Source organism: uncultured Desulfovibrio sp., assembly GCF_944324935.1.
Taxonomy (GTDB): Bacteria; Desulfobacterota; Desulfovibrionia; order Desulfovibrionales; family Desulfovibrionaceae; genus Desulfovibrio.
The window spans coordinates 18,407-35,852 of record NZ_CALUYG010000020.1 but is presented as its reverse complement, the minus strand read 5'-3'; the positions used below and the strand labels follow the sequence as shown (position 1 = coordinate 35,852).

The following is a 17,446-nucleotide window of genomic DNA, read 5'->3' as shown; positions in this document are numbered from 1 at the left end:
TGACCCCCTACCCGAGGACACGAATCATGCTCGACTCGTCTACCAATGTGCATCAGATACTGGAGAATCTTCAGAGCGAAGACAGTGACGCCATTCGCAGCGGCGCGTTTGCCGCGGGTGACGCCGGCCTTGAGGAGGCCCTCCCCTACCTGTGCAAACATCTGACCAGTGAAAATCTGGGCATACAGGAAGCGGCGGAATACGCTCTGCGCAAGATTCGCGGCGCGCGCACCGTCGATGCCGTGCTGCCGCTGCTGCGCCATGATGACGCGCCCATCCGCAATGTGGCCATGGACATTCTGCGCGAGATCGGCGTGGACAACATGCGCGCCCTGCGCGAATGGCTGCATGACGAGGACCCGGATATCCGTATTTTCGTGTCCGATATCCTTGGATATACCCAGGATCATCTCGCGGTCCCCCTGCTGGGCGAGGTCCTGTTGCATGATCCCGAGGTCAACGTACGCTATCAGGCGGCCGTGAGCCTGGGCAACCTGGGCTTCCCCGAAGCGGTGGACTATCTGGCCAAGGCCATGATGGAAGACGAGGAATGGGTGCAGTTCGCGGTGGTGGAAGCCCTGAGCCGCATCAATGACGAATCGACCATCCGGGCGCTGGTGCAGGTGCTGCCCCAGGTCTCGCCGCTGGTGTGCTCCGCCATCATCGACGCCATCGGTAGCGTGGGCGACATCAAGACCATCCCGCTGCTGTTCAAGTCGCTGGAAAATGTCAGCGTCGCCCTGCGGCACAAGACCGTCAAGGCCATTGTCCAGATCCTCGGCGGGCAGTCCCTGTCGCTGCTGACGCCGAAACTTCAGGAGCGCCTGCGCGTCTATCTGCTCGATGCCCTGACGGACAATGATGAGGACATCCTCATGGCCGCTCTGCAGGGCCTGAGCTTCATGGGCGATGCCGAGGCCTCGCAGGCGGTCTTCGATCTGGCCTGCCGGCTGGATCCCGACCAGTCGCCCGAACTGTATGAGGCGACCATCCGGGCCATCGCCGCCATCGGGTATAATGACGTCATCCGTGATGCGCTGACCAGCGGGGACGATCTGCATATCATGATCGCCATGGAAGCCTGTCAGCTCATGGGGGATCATCGTCCCGTCGAGGTCATCAAGAGCATTTTCTGGAATCTGGGCAGCGAGCTGCAACGTGCGGGCATGGCCGAACTGTCGCAGCTGGGCGCACCGGAGGACATCCCCTTTTTCAAGGAAGTCATCACCCGGTGCGACGACCCGGAGATCCTCAAGAGCGCGCTTATCTTCTTCGGCAATCAGCACGGCTGCGAGGATGCCTGCACGGTGGCCTTCAGCCTGCTTGATCACCGGTATGTGGATGTGCAGGAAATGGCCCTTGAAGCCTGCATCAATCTGCACAGCCCCATTCTCAATCAGCGTTTCCGCGAACGCATGAGCAGCGACGACGACATGCAGCGGCTTATGGCCGTCTATGCCATGGGCCGGTACAGCGTGACGGAAAATCTCAGCGAGATAACCGACGCCCTGGAGGATCAGAGCCCGCGCGTGCGCCAGATGGCGGTGGAGGCCTTCCTCAATCTCGGCATCGAGGCCGAACGCTATCTGCCCCGCATCATCCCCCGCCTTTTTGATGAGAACAAGGATGTCCGCGCGGCTGTCGTCAATCTTCTCGGCCAGATCGGCACTCCGTCCGTCATGCCGCATCTGATGACGGCCCTCAATGATGACAATGACTGGGTGCGCATCCGCGCCGTCGAGGCGCTGGGGCTCAACAAGGCCATTGACGCCGTGCCGACGCTGGCCTCCATGCTTGAGCATTCCAGCCCCATGCTCACCTTCAAGATCATTGAGGTGCTGGGCAAGATCGGCGGCAATGTCGCCTTCAGCGTGCTGCTGGGCATGATGGACCATGAGGATCCTGAGATCCAGCACGCCGCTGCCGAAGCTGTTGCCGCCATCCAGGCCGAACAGGAGTAATGAACATGAGCCAGCAGCGCCCTTCTTTTTTAAGTGGTGACGGCAAGCTCTCGTCGGAAAAGGACAAGGATTCCTCCTTGCGCAAGCCTGCTGAGGCGTCCCGTTCCTTTTCCTCCCTGCGCAGCGGCACGCCGGGCACGACCGGCGGCAGCTTGTCGGGCTCGGGCCTGAGCGCCGGCTCCGGCAAGACGGAATCCCCTTTTCGTTCGTCGTTCGGCAGCCAGACGGGCGGCAGCTCTCTGGGCAGCGGATCAGGTTCCTCCCTGTCATCCGGCCTGCGCAGCAATACGGGGCTCGGAGGGTCCTCCTTCGGGCATTCCTCCGGCTCCGGTCAGACCGGCGGTCGCTCTTCCGGTCTCGGGGCTTCTTCGCCCTTCCGCTCCTCCACTCTCGGTCAGCAGAGCACCTCGGGCGTCGCGGGGAGCGGCGGGCTGCGCTCGCCAGTGAGCACTCTGAGCCGTCCGGGTCAGGATGCGTCGGCACGAGCGGGCTCGACGCTCTCCTCGCCGTTCAGGCCGGCAGGTCAGCCGGCGGCCGCTCCGGCGACGTCCCCCTTTCGGACGCAACACGCGATGGGCGGACTGCGTACGCCTTCGCCGACGTCGGCCTTCCGCCCCGCGCCCGGCAGCAGCAGCCTGTCCAGCTCATCGACGCCCTTCCGCAAGGATCTTCACATAACGGATGAAGAATTCCTGCAACTGCGTGATTTCATCTATCAGGTATGCGGCATCTTCATTGCCGAGAACCGGAAGTATCTGGTTGAGAACCGTCTTTCCAACCGCATCAAGGAACTGAACCTCAAGTCCTACAGCGAATATTACAATTTCCTTCGCTTCGACAACAGCCGCAAGGAAGAGCTCAACCGTCTCTTCGAGGTGGTGACCACCAACGAAACGAGCTTTTTCCGCAACCCGCCGCAGCTCAAGGTCTTTCAGGACTATGTGCTCAAGGAAGTCATTGACGAATGCCGCAAGACGGGGCGTAAGCGTCTGCGTATCTGGTCGGCCGGGTGCAGTACCGGTGAGGAACCCTACACGCTGGCCATCATCCTGTATGAGGTGCTGAAGTCGGAGATCCGCTCCTGGGACATCAAGATCACGGCCAACGACCTTTCGGAAGCCGTGCTGGCGGCCGCGCGGCGCGGCATTTACAACGAATATGCGCTGCGTACCACGCCGCCGGAGATCGTTTCCGCCTATTTCACCAAGGACGGCAACGTCTACAAGATCAAGCCGGAGCTGAAGCAGCTTGTCTCTTTCGGTCAGATAAATTTGAGCGACAAGGATCAGTTGCGCCGCGTGGAAAAGTCGCAGATCGTCTTTTGCCGCAATGTCATCATCTATTTCGACGATGAAATGAAGCGCAAGGTCATCAGCGCATTTTACGACAATCTTGAGCCCAACGGCATGTTGCTCATCGGCCATTCCGAGTCGCTGCACAACATCAGCCGTGCGTTCAAGCCGGAACATCATACCGGCACCATCGTCTATCGCAAGATGGGCTGAGGTCATGGCCGCCAGGATCCTTGCTGTTGCCAATCAAAAGGGCGGAGTGGGCAAGACGACCACTTCGCTCAGTCTTGGCGGCGCGCTGGCGCGCAGGGAAAAGCGGGTGCTGGTGCTGGATCTGGATCCCCATGCCTGTGCCACCCTGCATGCCCGACTGTATCCCGAAACGGTCACCGTCAGCCTGTACGAACTCTTTGTCGCCAGGGAGAGCGAGTGGCCCGCCGTCTGGGAGGAGCTCATCCACCCGCAGGCCATTTCGGGCATGGACATCGCCCCCGGCAGCATCCGGCTGAACGATCTGGAAGATGTCATGCACAACAGGACGTGCAAGGGGACGATTCTTGCACGCGCCCTGCGCAAGGTGCGCGACAAATATGATTTTATTGTGCTGGACTGTCCGCCGCACATGTGTCTGATGCTCGTCAACGCCCTGCTTGCCAGTGACCTGCTGATCATCCCCATCCAGACGGACTTTCTGGCCCTGCATGGCCTGCGGCTGCTGTTTGATTCGCTGCATACGCTGAACAAGGTGCTGCCTTCTCCCATACGCTACCGGGCCGTGGCCACCATGTACGACAAACGGGCCAAGGCCTGCCTGCATGTCTTGGATCTGCTGCAGAAGAAGATGGAAGGCGCCATTTTTGATACGGTCATCGGCGTTGACACGCATTTTCGTGAGGCAAGCGCCCTGGGCTGCACTATTTTTGATATTGATCCCAAGTCTCGCGGCGCGTGTGCGTACGCCGACATGGCCGAGGAGGTGCTCAAATTATGGTGAAAACCCCTGCCGAATATTTTGCCGATCTGGATTTGCATCTTTCCGGCAAGGATGCGGACACAGCTCCTCTCTCCCGCGCGGAACAGTCCTTTGTGGAGAAATACCTTGGCCCTGATGCCCTTGCAGGCGTTCCCGTCATCACGGCGCCTGAAACGCTGATGCGGGGCGGCGCCGTCGCTGCGGCGTCTCCTGCAGCCCCCGCCGCCGCGGCAGCGTCGCCGGATGCGGGCGGTTCCGTCGCCGCAGAGGCGGCCGTTCCCGAAACGGAAGATCAGCGCCAGGTGCTCTTCTCCTCTTCCGAGATCCAGCTGGTGGCCGTCCGCATTGCCGGAACCTCCTTCCTGCTGCCCATCATGGCCATCAGCGAGGTGCTGCGCTATATGCCGCTCGCCCTGCTCCCCCGGGCGCCGCGCCATGTGGCGGGCGTCATCAACCTGCGGGGGCGGCTCACGCCGCTTGTGCATCTGTGCATGCTGGTCAGCAGCGATGCCAAGCCCCGCTATAATGCCGACAGTCTGGTGGTGGTCTGTCCCTGCGGCGACATACAGATAGGACTCATCATCGACAAGGTGGAAAATATTTACACCGTGCAGCAGCAGGCTCTGAACTGGAATCCCGAAACGCATTTCGGCGAGGCCGCGGAATGCCTCTACGCGCTTGCCCGCATCGGCGAGCATCTCTACGGCATCCTGGCGCCGGAGCGCATCGGGCAGATCCTCTGCCGCTGACCGGAAGCTTCCAGTCATCCGGCAGACTTGCCAAGCCCCCTGAAACTCTCTAGACTCTGCATCAAACGCCTTTGACGAGGATGGCACGACATGAGCAAGCATATACTGGTGGTGGACGATTCCAAGACGATTCGCAATCTTGTGGCCTTTGTGCTCAAGGCCGAGGGCTTCCGGGTCAGCACCGCCGAAGACGGTCTTGACGCCATGGAAAAGCTGTACAGCCTGGATCAGGTGGATCTCATCGTTTCCGACGTCAATATGCCGCGCATGGACGGCTTCACCTTCATCAAGAATATCCGCGCCCAGGATGCCTACAAGGACATCCCCATCATCGTGCTTTCCACGGAAGGCCAGGAGAAGGACATCCAGACGGGCATGGCGCTCGGGGCCAACCTCTACATGGTGAAGCCCGCCCAGCCAGAAAAAATGGTTCGTAACATAAAGATGCTGCTTGGCTAGCCGATAATACTAGGCAAGTGCGCCTGAATGGCATACTCTCAAGCCAAGTAGGTATGGTATGAGTCAAGATTTTTTTGATCCGGAACTCTTTGCCGACTTCATCAACGAAGCCAAGGAGCACCTGGAAACTATCGAACCGAATTTGCTGGAGCTTGAAAAGGCCCCGGACAATCTCGCGCTTCTCAATGATATTTTTCGGCCCATGCACTCCCTGAAAGGGGCGTCCGGCTTTCTGGGGCTGAACCGCATCAATCAGCTTGCCCACAAGTCCGAAAACATCCTGGACGAGTTGCGCAAGGGGAGCATGGTGGTCACGCCCGAGATCATGGACGTGATCCTCTCCTCTACGGATGCCCTGCGCCAGATGGTCGACAATCTTGAGGCGACGAATTCCGAAGGGGATGTGGAGATCGACCACATCATCGCCCAGATCGATGCCATTATGAATGGCGAGACGGCAGCCCCCGCGGCTGATGCTGCTCCGGCGGAAGCGCCGGCCGAGGCGGCAGCCCCTGCCGCTGAAGCAGCCCCCGCGTCCGCTGAAACGCCTGCGCCCGAGGCAGCCTCCGCCGAAGCGCCTGCCCCCGCCGCCGCTCCCGCGGAAGCGAAAAATGCCGGGCAGGAGGAAGCGGCGGGCATGAGCAGCAAGGAATGGGTCGCCAGCCTGCCGGACACCCAGGAATATGCCCTCAATGCCTTTGGCGAAGGCCACCTCAAAGATTTTATTGATGAATCACTTGAGATTACCGGCAATCTCAATGACGGTCTGCTGCAACTGGAAGAAGGCGACGGCCAGGGCGACCTGGTCAATGACCTCTTCCGCTTCTTCCATAACATGAAGGGCAACAGCGGCATTATCGGCTACAATGAGCTGAATGCCCTGACCCATGAGGCGGAGACGCTGCTCAATAACGTCCGCCAGGGCAAAATGACGCCTACCCACGAGCTCATCGACCTGCTGCTGCTGGTCGTGGACGTGATGGAGGCGCTTGTCGGTCGTATCGATGTTGCCAGCGGCAAGGCCCATCCCTTTGATACCACACCCATCCTGACGCAACTGAAAAAGGCCGTGGCAGGAGAGGAAGTCGCCCTCCCGCCCGCTCTCATCGCCGCCCAGAAAGGCGGAAATGCTGAAAGCGCCGCCGCTGAGGTCAAGCCTGCTGACAATGTGGAGGTGGTAACGCCGGTCATCATCCCCGTAGGGGCGGAAGGCGACGATCTGGACGCCTTTCAGGCGACGATCAAGCAACAGTTTGAAATCATCAACGCCGCCCTTGCCACGCTGCGCAAGGACGGCTCGCACAAGGATTCCGAGGATGCCCTGTACCGCTGTCTGACGGCCATCAAGAACGCCAGCAGCTTCGTGGGCTTCAATGACGTCAAGGAGTACGCCGAACGGACTGCCGGCATTGTCGATCAGGGCCGCACGCAGGGCATCGACTTTTCCCTGATGGTGGATCTCATCTCGCAGGAGACGGCCATCATCGAGGAAATGGCTGCCGCCGACGTGAAAAAGAAGCGCGAAGCGACGCCCGCTGCCGTAGAAACGGCTCCCGCTGCCGCTCCTGAAGCGGCGACGGCCTCGGCATCCGCGCCGGAAAAGCCCGCGTCCGCCCCTGCTCCGGCAGCTCCGGCCGCCGCCAAACCCGCGCCCGCCGCTGCGGCCCCGGCGGCGTCTGCGGCCAAACCCGCCGCCCCGGCGGCATCCGCCGCGACCAAGCCTGCGACGCCAGCCGCCAAGCCCGCCGCCTCTGCGGCCAAGCCCGGTGCATCCGCCGCCAAGCCCGCCGCCAAACCGGCTGCGGAAACGACGCAGAAGAGTTCGTCCATCCGTGTGGACCATGAGCGGCTCGACCACCTTATGAATCTCATCGGCGAGCTCATCATCAACCGAAACCGCTACGCCCTCATCGCCCGTTCTCTGGAATCCGGCGGAGCGGATGTGGATATTTCGCAGGTGGCGCAGAGCCTTTCGGAAACGACCTACGCTATGGCGCGCATTTCCGACGACCTTCAGGATACCATCATGAAGGTGCGCATGGTGCCGGTCTCCTCCGTGTTCTCCCGCTTTCCTCGCCTGGTGCGCGACCTGTCCCGCAAAAGCGGCAAGGAAGTGGATCTGGTCATGGAAGGCGAGGAAACGGAACTGGACAAGAGCGTGGTGGAAGCCATCGGCGACCCGCTGGTGCATCTTATCCGTAACTCCGTCGACCACGGCATCGAACCGGAAGACGCGCGCATCGCCGCCGGCAAGCCGCCCAAGGGCCGCGTGACGCTGCGCGCCTTCCACAAGGGCAATTCCGTCGCCATCGAAATCGAGGACGACGGCAAGGGCATCGACCCGGAAAAGATGCGCGAAGTGGCCATCCGCAAGGGGATCATCACGGCGGAAGAAGCCGCCCAGCTGGACGACCGCGAAGCCGTTGAGCTCATTTTCGCCCCCGGCTTTTCCTCCGCGGACAAGATCACGGACATCTCCGGCCGTGGTGTGGGCATGGATGTGGTGCGCACCAACATCAAGAACCTCAAGGGCAGCGTCAGCACCAATACCGAGCTGGGCAAGGGCACGCGCTTTACCCTGAGCCTGCCGCTGACGCTGGCCATTATCGATGCCCTGATGGTCAATGTTTCCGGCCAGACTTACGCCATCCCGCTGGATGCGGTCTCCGAAACGACCAAGATCGAATGCAGCCGGCTGACCGACGTCAAGGGGCGCAAGGCCGTCACGCTGCGTGGCGAGGTGCTGGGCATCGTGGAACTGGCGGAAATGCTGGATCTGCCGCGTACGGATCCTCTGCCTGAGGTGCTCTCCGTCGTGGTCATCCACGATAACGATCGCCGGCTGGGCCTGGTGGTGGACCGCCTGCTGGAGCGGCAGGAGATCGTCATCAAGCCCCTGGGGGCCTACCTTGGCGATTTGAAGGGCATTTCCGGGGCGACCATCATGGGCGACGGTTCGGTCATCCTCATTCTTGATCCCCATGAGATCTATGTGATGTCCACCTCCAAGGCCAGCAACAGTCTGGGCAATGAAACCCCCAAGGGGATGCGCTCCGCTTCTTCCGAGACTCCCGGTTGTGAGGAATTCACCATCTGACGCCGGGCCTTCTGCCAACGGATGATCGGGTATCTCCTCCTTTTTGGGGAGATACCTTTTTTTATGCGCGCAGCGAGGATTCGCCGCCGTGTCCAGCCACCGCCGCGCGTGCAGACCGCCGCATCAGCCTTGGCAGGGCATGCCGTTTGCGGGCGTACATAAAAAAACAGCACAGCGGCAAACGCTGTGCTGTTCGGTTCAGGAGCATCCGGGGTGCGGGCAACGCCCTCCCCCGCTCTAGTAGGCGCGAATATATTCGTCCAGACTTTCCGCCGAGCAGTTGCGGCTGACCCAGAAGGCGGAGGCCCAGACCATGAGGGCTGTGGCCTGCGTATCATCCAGCGACTTGAGCTTGCTCTCCAGGCTGGATTTGCTTGCGCCATGCCGCATATGCACATGATTGATCTCGCAGGCGTCATGCACGCGCAGCAACAGGTAGGACAGGCGGGAATTGTCCGGCATGAGGCGCATATCCTTGTGCGCTTCCACGATAGCTTTCAGCTCGGCAGCGGTGAACAGGGTCTTGATATTGGTGATGGCCCGGAAAAACGTGTCCACAGCCCACGGGAGGATGAACTCCGCTCCCGCGCTCTTGGTGCGGAAGTAATCTTTGAGCCAGCGTTCCTGGTCCTCATTGATGCGTGCGGCGACCTGCGGCATGTTTCCCCCGGTAAATCACTTGGCGCATGGGCGTGATAACGCGTGAAACGTCGACCGAAGGATCTTCCATCCGGTCCCTTCGCGCGGACGTTTTTCCGATCATGCCGCTGCGCCAGCCCCCTTGCTTTTCACGTACCTTTTTTCTCTAGCCCACCGGAATGAAAATATCAAGAAAAAATCTAGAAAATATCTTGCATCCCGTAGAGGCGACCGGCGGAGCGGCCCTTGAGCCAGGCGGCCGCCCGCAATGCGCCCTGGGCAAAGGTCTCGCGCGAGTGGGCCTGATGGGTGACCTCGATACGTTCGCCGGGGCCCATGAAGTAGACCGTGTGGACGCCGACCACGTCTCCGCCCCGGATGGCCTGGATGCCGATCTGTGCCTTGGGGCGTGCGCCGATGATGCCGTCCCGCGCCGAGCAGCGGACGTCGGGCAACTTCCAGCCGCGCGCTTCGGCGAGGCATTCGCCAAGGGTCAGGGCCGTACCGCTGGGCGAGTCCTTTTTGCGATTGTGGTGCAGTTCCACCATTTCGATATCATACTTGTCGCCCAGCGCCCGGGTCAGCTCGGGCAGGATCTTGAGCAGCACGTTGATGCCCACACTCATGTTGGACGACCAGAACAGCGGCGTTTTTTGGGCAAGTGCGGCAAGTTCGGCCCGCTGCGCCTCGGCAAGGCCTGTCGTGCCGATGACGACGCCATGCCCGCTTTCGGCGGCCAGCCGTGCGGTGTTCAGGCTGACTTCCGGGGCGGTGAAGTCGATGATCACGGCATCGGCGCACTGAGCGAGCGCCGCGCGCAGATCGGCGGTGATCAGGCAGCCGTCGCCGCCGTGGAGCTGGGTCAGATGGTCGGCCCGGTCCACCAGAGCCGCAAGGCTGTAGGTGCTGTCTTCCTCGGCCAGCGCGGCGATGGTGCGTCCCATGCGCCCGCCGGCTCCCATGATGATGAGCGGCGTTGCCATATCGTATCTCTCCTTTGCTGGCGGACGTGCCGGGCTTATTCGCCCATGTGGAGCATGTCCTGGAATTCCTGTTCGCTGAGGATGGGGATCCCCAGTTTTTCGGCTTTTTCGCGTTTGCTGCCGGCCTTTTCGCCGGCCACCAGATAGTCCAGTTTTTTGCTGACGCCTCCCGCGATGATCGCCCCGCAGGCTTCCGCCATTTTGGCGGCGTCATCCCGCTTCATGGAAAGGGTCCCGGTGAAGAGGATGGTCTTTCCGGCCAGCGGGCCGGCGTTCTCTTGCTGTCGCACGCTCTCCGTCGCGGCGGCGGGCCAGAGGCCCAGCGAGCGGAAGCGTTCCAGCATGGCGGCATTGGCCGCATTGGCAAAAAAGGCGTGGATGGAGGAGGCCACCTCCGGGCCGACGTCCTCCATGCGCATGAGCTCTTCCGTCCCGGCGTGGGCCAGCGCGTCAAGGTCGGCATAATGCCGGGCAAGCTGCCGGGCGGTCTGCTCGCCCACATGGCGGATGCCCAGGCCGCTGATCAGGCGCGGCAGGGTGGCCGTGCGGCGGGCCTGATCAAGGGCATCCACGAATTTCCGGGCCAGCGAGTCGCCCATGCGATCGTACTGCAGCAGCTCCGGCACGGTGAGCGTGAAGAGGTCGGGCGGCGACTGCACGCGCCCGCTGCTCACCAGCTGCTCGATCCATTTCTGGCCGATGCCGCTGATGTCCAGCCCGGCCTTGGAGACGAAATGGCTGATGGCTCGCAGGCGGATGGCCGGACAGGCGAGATTGTCGCAGCGCCAGGCGGCCTCCCCTTCTTCCCGGTGGGCGGGCTGACCGCAGACCGGGCAGGTGTGGGGAAAGACGAACTCCACCGCGTCCGCCGGTCGTTCTTCCAGCACCGGGCCGACCACCTCGGGGATGACGTCCCCGGCGCGCTGCACAAGTACCGTATCACCGATGCGAATATTTTTGGCGCGGATCTCATCCTCGTTGTGCAGGGTGGCCCGCGAGACCATGACCCCACCCGCGGGCACGGGATCAAGGATGGCTACCGGCGTCAGCACGCCGGTACGGCCCACCTGGATCTCGATGCCGCGCAGGATGGTCCGGGCCTGCATGGCCGGGAACTTGAAGGCCACGGCAAAGCGCGGCGCACGGGCCGTGTAGCCGAGGGCCTCCTGTGCTTCCAGATCGTCCTCCTTGGCCACGGCGCCGTCGATCTCCATGAGAAAATTCTCGCGCTGCTGCCGTACCTGCTCCACGTAGGCCTCCACCTCGGCGGGACCGGCGCAGAGGCGGCCGGAGGGCGGCGTCTCGAAGCCGTAGCTTTGCAGGCGCCCCATGAGGTCGCTCTGGCGCGTGCAGGACGGGGCCCCGCCCCAGTCCGCCTCTCCCAGACTGTAGGCCAGGAAGCGCAGCGGCACGGAACGGGTCGCCGTGGTGTCCAGCTGCCGGAGCGCCCCGGCCGCCGCATTGCGCGGATTGGCGAAGGTCTTTTGCCCGAGGGCATCACGTCGCTCGTTGAGGGCCGCAAAATCGGCCTTGAAGATGACGACCTCGCCGCGCACTTCCAGACGGGCCGGCAGCTCCTCGCCCTGCGCCGGCGGCCTGAGCCGCAGGGGGATGGTCTTGATGGTGCGCACGGCGGCGGTCACCACCTCGCCGGTCTCCCCGTCGCCGCGGGTCAGGGCTTCTGTCAGGATACCGTTTTCATAGACGATCTCCAGCGCCAGCCCGTCCAGTTTGGGGTCGCACCAGAAAGCGAGCGGCGCTTCAGGCAGGGCCCGGCGCATGCGCTCGACGAAATCGTGCCATTCCTCGGCAGTGAACACATTGTCCAGCCCGTACATGCGGCGGCGGTGCGCCTTCTTGGCCAGGCCGCTCAAGAGGCCGCCGCCCACGCGCAGGGTGGGCGAATGCGGGCTGCGCCACTGGGGATGGGCGGCCTCCAGCGCCAGCAGTTCGCGAAACAGGGCATCATAGGCGTCGTCGCTGATCTCCGGCGCGTCCAGCGTATGATAACAGTAGTTATGGTGTTCCAGCTCGGCCACCAGGGCGTCCATGCGCGCCTTTTCCGACGGGACGGAGGCGGCGGGCTGGGCAAAGAGCGGCAAGTCGTCAAGAGGCATATGGTTACTCCGGCAGGGCGATAAGGCGGGAGCGCAGTGCCCGGATGCTGTCCCGCAGCTCGGCGGCCCGCTCAAATTCCAGATCGCGGGCCGCGGCCCGCATTTCCTTTTCCAGTTCGGCGATGCGTACGGCGGTCTCCTCGGCCGTGAGGGGGAGTTCCGCCTGTTCGTTGCGGGCGGCCGCCCTGCCCTTGCCGCGCCCGCGCCCTCCTTTGCCGTCGCTTTCGGCATAGAGGGCGTCCAGCGGGGAGTCCAGGCTTTTGCGGGTGCTGCGCGGGGTGATGTGGTGCGCCTCATTGTAGGCGGCCTGCTTTTCGCGGCGGCGGGCGGTCTCGTTCATGGCGGCCTGCATGGAGGCCGTCACCGTGTCCGCATAGAGGATGACATGGCCGTGCTCGTTGCGGGCCGCCCGCCCGAAGGTCTGGATGAGCGAGCCCGTGGAGCGCAAAAAGCCCTCCTTGTCCGCATCCAGGATGCAGACAAGGGAGACCTCCGGGATGTCCAGCCCTTCGCGCAGGAGGTTGATGCCCACCAGCACATCGAACTCCCCGGTACGCAGGGCGCGGATGATCTGCATGCGCTCCAGCGTGTCGATGTCCGAATGCAGATAGCGGGCGCGCACGCCCATATTGCAGCAGTATTCCGTCAGATCCTCGGCCATGCGCTTGGTGAGCGTGGTCACCAGCACGCGCTCGCCCCGGCTGACGCGGGCGCGGCATTCGCCCAGCAGGTTCTCCATCTGTCCGGCCGTGGGGCGCACCTCCACTTCCGGGTCCACAAGGCCGGTGGGCCGGATGATCTGCTCCACCACGATGCCCTGCGCCTCGTCCAGCTCGTATTTGGCCGGCGTGGCCGAGACATAGACGGCCTGATGCACGAGCCGGCGGAATTCCGCGAACTGCAAGGGGCGGTTGTCCAGTGCCGAGGGCAGGCGGAAGCCGTAATTGACCAGCGTCTCCTTGCGGGAGCGGTCGCCCTTGAACATGCCGCCCACCTGCGGCACGCTGATGTGGGACTCGTCCACAAAGAGCAGGTAGTCGTCGGGAAAGTAGTTGAGCAGGCAGGACGGCGGTTCGCCCGGCTTGCGGCCGTCCATGTGGCGGGTGTAGTTCTCGATGCCGTTGCAGTAGCCCAGCTCCTCGATCATCTCAAGATCAAGCTGGGTACGCTGTTCCAGGCGCTGGGCCTCCACCAGCTTGCCCTGCTCCCGGAACAGGGCAAGGCGTTCCTGCAGTTCCTGCCGGATATCGTCGCAGGCGCGTTTGAGGTTGTCCTGTGCGGACACGAAGTGGCTGGCGGGATAGAGCACGGTCTTGCTCACCTCGGCCAGCACGTCGCCGGTGAGCGGGTCGATCTCGCGCATGGCGTCGATGTCGTCGCCGAAGAATTCCAGCCGCAGGGCCCGTTCGTGGTGATAGGCCGGGATGATCTCCAGCACGTCGCCCCGTACCCGGAAGGTGCCGCGGTGGAAGTCGTAGTCGTTGCGCTCGTAATGCACTTCCACCAGACGGCTGATGAGCGCGTCCAGGGGGAAGCGCTGGCCGACCTCCACGGGGATGACCATCCTGGCGTAGTATTCCGGCGAGCCCAGGCCGTAGATGCAGGAGACCGAGGCCACGATGATGACGTCCCGCCGCGTCAGCAGGGCATGCGTGGCCGCATGCCGCAGCTTGTCGATATTGTCGTTGATGGCCGAATCCTTTTCGATGTAGGTGTCCGAGGCGGGCACATAGGCTTCCGGCTGATAGTAGTCGTAGTAGCTGACGAAGTATTCCACGGCATTGCGCGGGAAGAGTGCGCGGAATTCGCTGTAGAGCTGGGCGGCAAGGGTCTTGTTGGGGGCCAGCACCAGCGCCGGACGGTTGCAGCGGGCGATGACGTTGGCCATGGTGAAGGTCTTGCCCGATCCGGTGACCCCCAGCAGCACCTGGGCCGGGACCCCGGCCTCGATATTGCCGACGAGCTGGGCGATGGCCTCGGGCTGGTCGCCCGTGGGCAGGTGCTCGCTTTGCAGGGAAAAGACGGCTTCGCTCATCTGCGGTTCACCTCGTGCCACTGCCGGCCGTCATGGGCATAGCGCTCGCGCCAGGGCTGCCAGCGCAGCGGGCAGGCGGGATCGGCCTCCCGCTGCACGGCCAGTTCAAGAAGTTCTTCAAAGGCCGCCCGGGAGACGAGATCCCCGCCCATGCCCATGATGTGCGGCGTGTCCTGCTGGCAGTCCAGCAGAAGGGTCCCCCGCAGGCGCAGCAGATCCACCAGTCCGGTCAGAGCCGCGCGCGACGCTTCGGAGACCCGGTGGAACATGGATTCGCCAAAGAAGGCCCGCCCCAGTGACACGCCGTACAGCCCGCCCACCAGCGTTTCCCCCTGCCAGGTCTCGATGGAATGGGCATAGCCCATCTCGTGCAGGCGCACATAGGCCCGGAACATGTCGCGGGTGATCCATGTGCCCCGCTCCCGGCGGCGCGGCTCCGCACAGTGCAGCATGACGTCGGCAAAGGCGGCGTCACAGCTCAGACGGAAGCCGGCCTTGCGCAGGGTGCGGATGCTGCGCCGGGGCAGGCGGAACTTGTCCAGCGGCAGGATGCAGCGCGGCGCGGGCGACCACCAGAGCAGCGGCATGCCCTCGCTGTACCACGGGAAGATGCCACGGCTGTAGGCGGCCAGCAGGCGCACCGGATGCAGATCCCCTCCCCGGCACAGCAGGCCGTCTTCCCGGGCCGCCTCCAGCGGCGGAAACTGCTCGGCGTAGGCCGTTACGGGATCGACCGGCTGTTGCGCCGGCGTTTCAATCCTGCTCATCCTGTTTCTTGCGCCTCGTGGCCGCACGATGCCGTGGCGGATGCTGTCCGTCGCTCACGGGAGCGGCGGCACAGGCCGCCTCCTTTCGGGCGATGTCCAGGTGCAGCTTGCCGTCCTTCAGGGTGAGCAGGGCTTCGCCGCCCTTTTGCAGGCGGCCGAACAGCAGTTCCTGCGCCAGCGGATCCTCCAGCTCGTCGCGCAGCAGACGCCGCAGCGGCCGCGCGCCCATGCGCGGATCGAAGCCCTTCCGGGCCAGATGTCGCCGGGCCTCCTCGTCCAGCGTAAGGCGGACATGGCGCTCGGTCAGGCTTTGCGCCACTTCTTCCACGAACTTGTCCACGATGCGGAGCATCATGGGTTGCGTCAGGCTGCCGAAGGGAACCAGCGCATCAAGGCGGTTGCGGAATTCCGGCGTGAAGAGCTGTTCCAGCGCCTTGCGGCCCTTGCGGGTGGCGGCTTCCGTGGGTTTGCCCGCCTTGTCGTCCCCGGCCGTTTCCGTACGGGTCGCGGCGGGCGCGGCAAAGCCCATGCTGGCGGCGGACATCTCGAAGGCTCCGGCATTGCTGGTCATAATCAGCACCACATGCGAGAAGTCGGTCTTGCGGCCCGTGGTGTCGGTCAGCGTGCCGTAATCCATGACTTGAAGCAATACATTAAAGATGTCGGGATGCGCCTTTTCCATCTCGTCCAGCAGCACCACGGAATACGGGGATTTGCGTACGGCCTCGGTGAGCAGGCCGCCCTGATCGAAGCCCACATAGCCAGGAGGCGCGCCGATGAGGCGGGAGACCGCGTGCTTTTCCATGTATTCGCTCATGTCGTAGCGCAGGAAGTCCACCCCGAGGCACTGAGCCAGCGAGCGGGCGACCTCGGTCTTGCCCACGCCGGTGGGCCCGTAGAAGAGGAAGGCCCCGGCGGGGCGTCCGCTCTGCCCCAGCCCGGCGCGCGAGCGCAGGATGGCACGCACCACCAGCGAGATGGCGGCCTCCTGCCCGAAGACGCGGGCATTGAGATCGCGCTCCAGATGGCGCAGGCGGTCCTTCTCGCCGCCGCTGACGCTGCGTTCGGGGATGCCGGCCATGCGGGCCACGATGCGTTCCACGTCCCGCAGGGTCACGGCCGGGCGCATGCCGTCCTCGTCCGGCTGGCGCAGGCGGACGGCGGCGCCGGCTTCGTCCATGACGTCGATGGCCTTGTCCGGCAGGAGGCGTTCCCGCACATGACGGCTGGAAAGCTCCACCATGGCCCGGAGAACGGGCTTGGCATAGCGCACCTGATGGAAGTCCGCGTAATGGCGCTGCAAGCCTTCCAGGATGGCCAGACAGTCCTCGATGCCGGGCTCGCGTACATCGATGCGCTGGAAACGTCGTACGAGCGCCCTGTCCTTCTCCAGATGGTTACGGTATTCCTCATGTGTGGTGGAGCCGATGCAGCGCAGTTCGCCGCTGGCCAGCAGGGGCTTGAGCAGGTTGGAAGCATCCATCGACCCGCCGGATGTGGCGCCCGCCCCCACGATGGTGTGGAGCTCGTCAATGAAAAGGATGGCCTGCGGCACATGCTTCAGGGCATCCATGATCTTTTTCAGGCGCTGCTCGAAGTCGCCGCGGTAGCGTGTGCCGGCCACCACGAGCCCCATGTCCAGCGCGAAGAGGCGGGCCTTGCGGAAGCGGGGCGGCACTTTGCCCTCATGGATGCGCAGGGCGAGGCCCTCGGCAAGGGCGGTTTTGCCCACGCCGGGCTCGCCCACGAAAAGGGGATTGTTCTTGCGGCGGCGGCAGAGCACCTCGATGGCGCGGTCCAGCTCCATTTCCCGTCCGATAAGGGGGTCTATGCCGCCGGCGGCCGCACGGGCCGTGAGGTCCGTGGTGTAACGGGCCAGGGGATCCTCTTCCCTGCCCTCCTCGTCGTCCTCCGCCTTTTCCCGAACGCCCCTCGAGCCGCTGCCGTCTTCCAGCCCGTGGGAGATGAAGGTCAGCACATCCAGCCGTTCCACGCCCTGCTTGCGCAGATAATAGACGGCATAGCTGCCTTCCTCTTCCATGAGGGAGACAAGCACATCGCCCACATCCACATTTTCCCGTCCGGCGGAGCGGATGTGCGCCACGGCCCGTTCCAGGAGGCGCTGCACGCCCGGCGTCTGGACGATCTCCAGCTGATTGGCCGGGCGGACGCTCTCCATCTCCGTCTGGAAGAAATGCTCGAGCTGCTCGCGCAGCAGGGGCACGTCCACACCGCTGCCCTCCAGGATGAGGCAGCCGCGCACGGTGGCGGTCATGCCGTAGAGGATGTGCTCCACGGTCAGCATCTCGTGCTGGCGTTCCTGCACTTCCATGACGGCGATTTTCAGGACTTCCTGAACGTCATTGCTCAACAT

12 protein-coding genes are annotated in these 17,446 nt (G+C 63.5%); 6 read left to right on the top strand and 6 right to left on the bottom strand.

What is annotated here, in order from left to right:
* The first annotated feature begins 26 nt into the window (after nt 1-26).
* From Q0J54_RS06235 to Q0J54_RS06210, 6 genes are all read left to right on the top strand, one after another.
* Entirely contained in the window at nt 27-1,961 is a 1,935-nt protein-coding gene (locus tag Q0J54_RS06235) for a HEAT repeat domain-containing protein (protein ID WP_296304600.1), read from the top strand.
* Nucleotides 1,962-2,533: 572 nt separating this feature from the next.
* A complete protein-coding gene (locus Q0J54_RS06230; protein WP_296304615.1) occupies nt 2,534-3,466 on the top strand; it encodes a protein-glutamate O-methyltransferase CheR in 933 nt (310 codons plus the stop codon).
* Between the two features lie 4 nt (nt 3,467-3,470).
* Entirely contained in the window at nt 3,471-4,247 is a 777-nt protein-coding gene (locus Q0J54_RS06225; RefSeq protein ID WP_296304599.1) for a ParA family protein, read from the top strand.
* Nucleotides 4,241-4,975: a chemotaxis protein CheW gene (locus Q0J54_RS06220; protein ID WP_296304598.1), complete on the top strand. Its 735-nt coding sequence runs from the start codon at nt 4,241-4,243 to the stop codon at nt 4,973-4,975. Before Q0J54_RS06225 ends, Q0J54_RS06220 begins: the two co-directional genes overlap by 7 nt.
* 90 nt (nt 4,976-5,065) lie before the next feature.
* Entirely contained in the window at nt 5,066-5,434 is a 369-nt protein-coding gene (locus tag Q0J54_RS06215; protein ID WP_296304597.1) for a response regulator, read from the top strand.
* 58 nt (nt 5,435-5,492) lie between these two features.
* A complete protein-coding gene (locus Q0J54_RS06210) occupies nt 5,493-8,531 on the top strand; it encodes a chemotaxis protein CheA (protein WP_296304596.1) in 3,039 nt (1,012 codons plus the stop codon).
* A 237-nt stretch (nt 8,532-8,768) separates the two neighbouring features.
* Here the strand turns inward: Q0J54_RS06210 and Q0J54_RS06205 are convergent, their stop codons facing one another.
* The 6 genes from Q0J54_RS06205 to clpA form a co-directional block, all read right to left on the bottom strand.
* A complete protein-coding gene (locus Q0J54_RS06205; RefSeq protein WP_296304595.1) occupies nt 8,769-9,191 on the bottom strand; it encodes a hypothetical protein in 423 nt (140 codons plus the stop codon).
* 179 nt (nt 9,192-9,370) lie between these two features.
* The gene (dapB, locus tag Q0J54_RS06200; RefSeq protein ID WP_296304594.1) at nt 9,371-10,153 is read right to left on the bottom strand and encodes a 4-hydroxy-tetrahydrodipicolinate reductase; all 783 of its coding nucleotides are present in this window, start codon (nt 10,151-10,153) and stop codon (nt 9,371-9,373) included.
* Nucleotides 10,154-10,188: 35 nt separating this feature from the next.
* Complete coding sequence (gene ligA / locus Q0J54_RS06195; protein WP_296304593.1) at nt 10,189-12,270, bottom strand: NAD-dependent DNA ligase LigA; 2,082 nt, start codon at nt 12,268-12,270, stop codon at nt 10,189-10,191.
* 4 nt (nt 12,271-12,274) lie between these two features.
* Nucleotides 12,275-14,305 (bottom strand): excinuclease ABC subunit UvrB, encoded by a 2,031-nt coding sequence (uvrB, locus tag Q0J54_RS06190; protein WP_296304592.1) that lies wholly within the window; start codon nt 14,303-14,305, stop codon nt 12,275-12,277.
* Nucleotides 14,302-15,072 carry a leucyl/phenylalanyl-tRNA--protein transferase gene (aat, locus tag Q0J54_RS06185; RefSeq protein WP_296304591.1) on the bottom strand — a complete coding sequence of 257 codons (771 nt, stop codon included), beginning with the start codon at nt 15,070-15,072 and terminating at the stop codon, nt 14,302-14,304. Before aat ends, uvrB begins: the two co-directional genes overlap by 4 nt.
* Nucleotides 15,059-17,446, bottom strand: coding sequence for an ATP-dependent Clp protease ATP-binding subunit ClpA (gene clpA / locus Q0J54_RS06180; protein WP_296304590.1), 2,388 nt, complete (start codon nt 17,444-17,446; stop codon nt 15,059-15,061). The genes aat and clpA overlap by 14 nt, the downstream gene beginning before the upstream one ends.

What these genes read in the sequence shown, in the direction of transcription:
- Q0J54_RS06235 (WP_296304600.1), top strand. Translation starts at nt 27, where the DNA reads ATGCTCGACTCGTCTACCAATGTGCATCAGATACTGGAGAATCTTCAG.
- Q0J54_RS06230 (WP_296304615.1), top strand. Translation starts at nt 2,534, where the DNA reads ATGGGCGGACTGCGTACGCCTTCGCCGACGTCGGCCTTCCGCCCCGCG.
- Q0J54_RS06225 (WP_296304599.1), top strand. Translation starts at nt 3,471, where the DNA reads ATGGCCGCCAGGATCCTTGCTGTTGCCAATCAAAAGGGCGGAGTGGGC.
- Q0J54_RS06220 (WP_296304598.1), top strand. Translation starts at nt 4,241, where the DNA reads ATGGTGAAAACCCCTGCCGAATATTTTGCCGATCTGGATTTGCATCTT.
- Q0J54_RS06215 (WP_296304597.1), top strand. Translation starts at nt 5,066, where the DNA reads ATGAGCAAGCATATACTGGTGGTGGACGATTCCAAGACGATTCGCAAT.
- Q0J54_RS06210 (WP_296304596.1), top strand. Translation starts at nt 5,493, where the DNA reads ATGAGTCAAGATTTTTTTGATCCGGAACTCTTTGCCGACTTCATCAAC.
- Q0J54_RS06205 (WP_296304595.1), bottom strand. Translation starts at nt 9,191, where the DNA reads ATGCCGCAGGTCGCCGCACGCATCAATGAGGACCAGGAACGCTGGCTC.
- dapB (WP_296304594.1), bottom strand. Translation starts at nt 10,153, where the DNA reads ATGGCAACGCCGCTCATCATCATGGGAGCCGGCGGGCGCATGGGACGC.
- ligA (WP_296304593.1), bottom strand. Translation starts at nt 12,270, where the DNA reads ATGCCTCTTGACGACTTGCCGCTCTTTGCCCAGCCCGCCGCCTCCGTC.
- uvrB (WP_296304592.1), bottom strand. Translation starts at nt 14,305, where the DNA reads ATGAGCGAAGCCGTCTTTTCCCTGCAAAGCGAGCACCTGCCCACGGGC.
- aat (WP_296304591.1), bottom strand. Translation starts at nt 15,072, where the DNA reads ATGAGCAGGATTGAAACGCCGGCGCAACAGCCGGTCGATCCCGTAACG.
- clpA (WP_296304590.1), bottom strand. Translation starts at nt 17,446, where the DNA reads ATGTTGAGCAATGACGTTCAGGAAGTCCTGAAAATCGCCGTCATGGAA.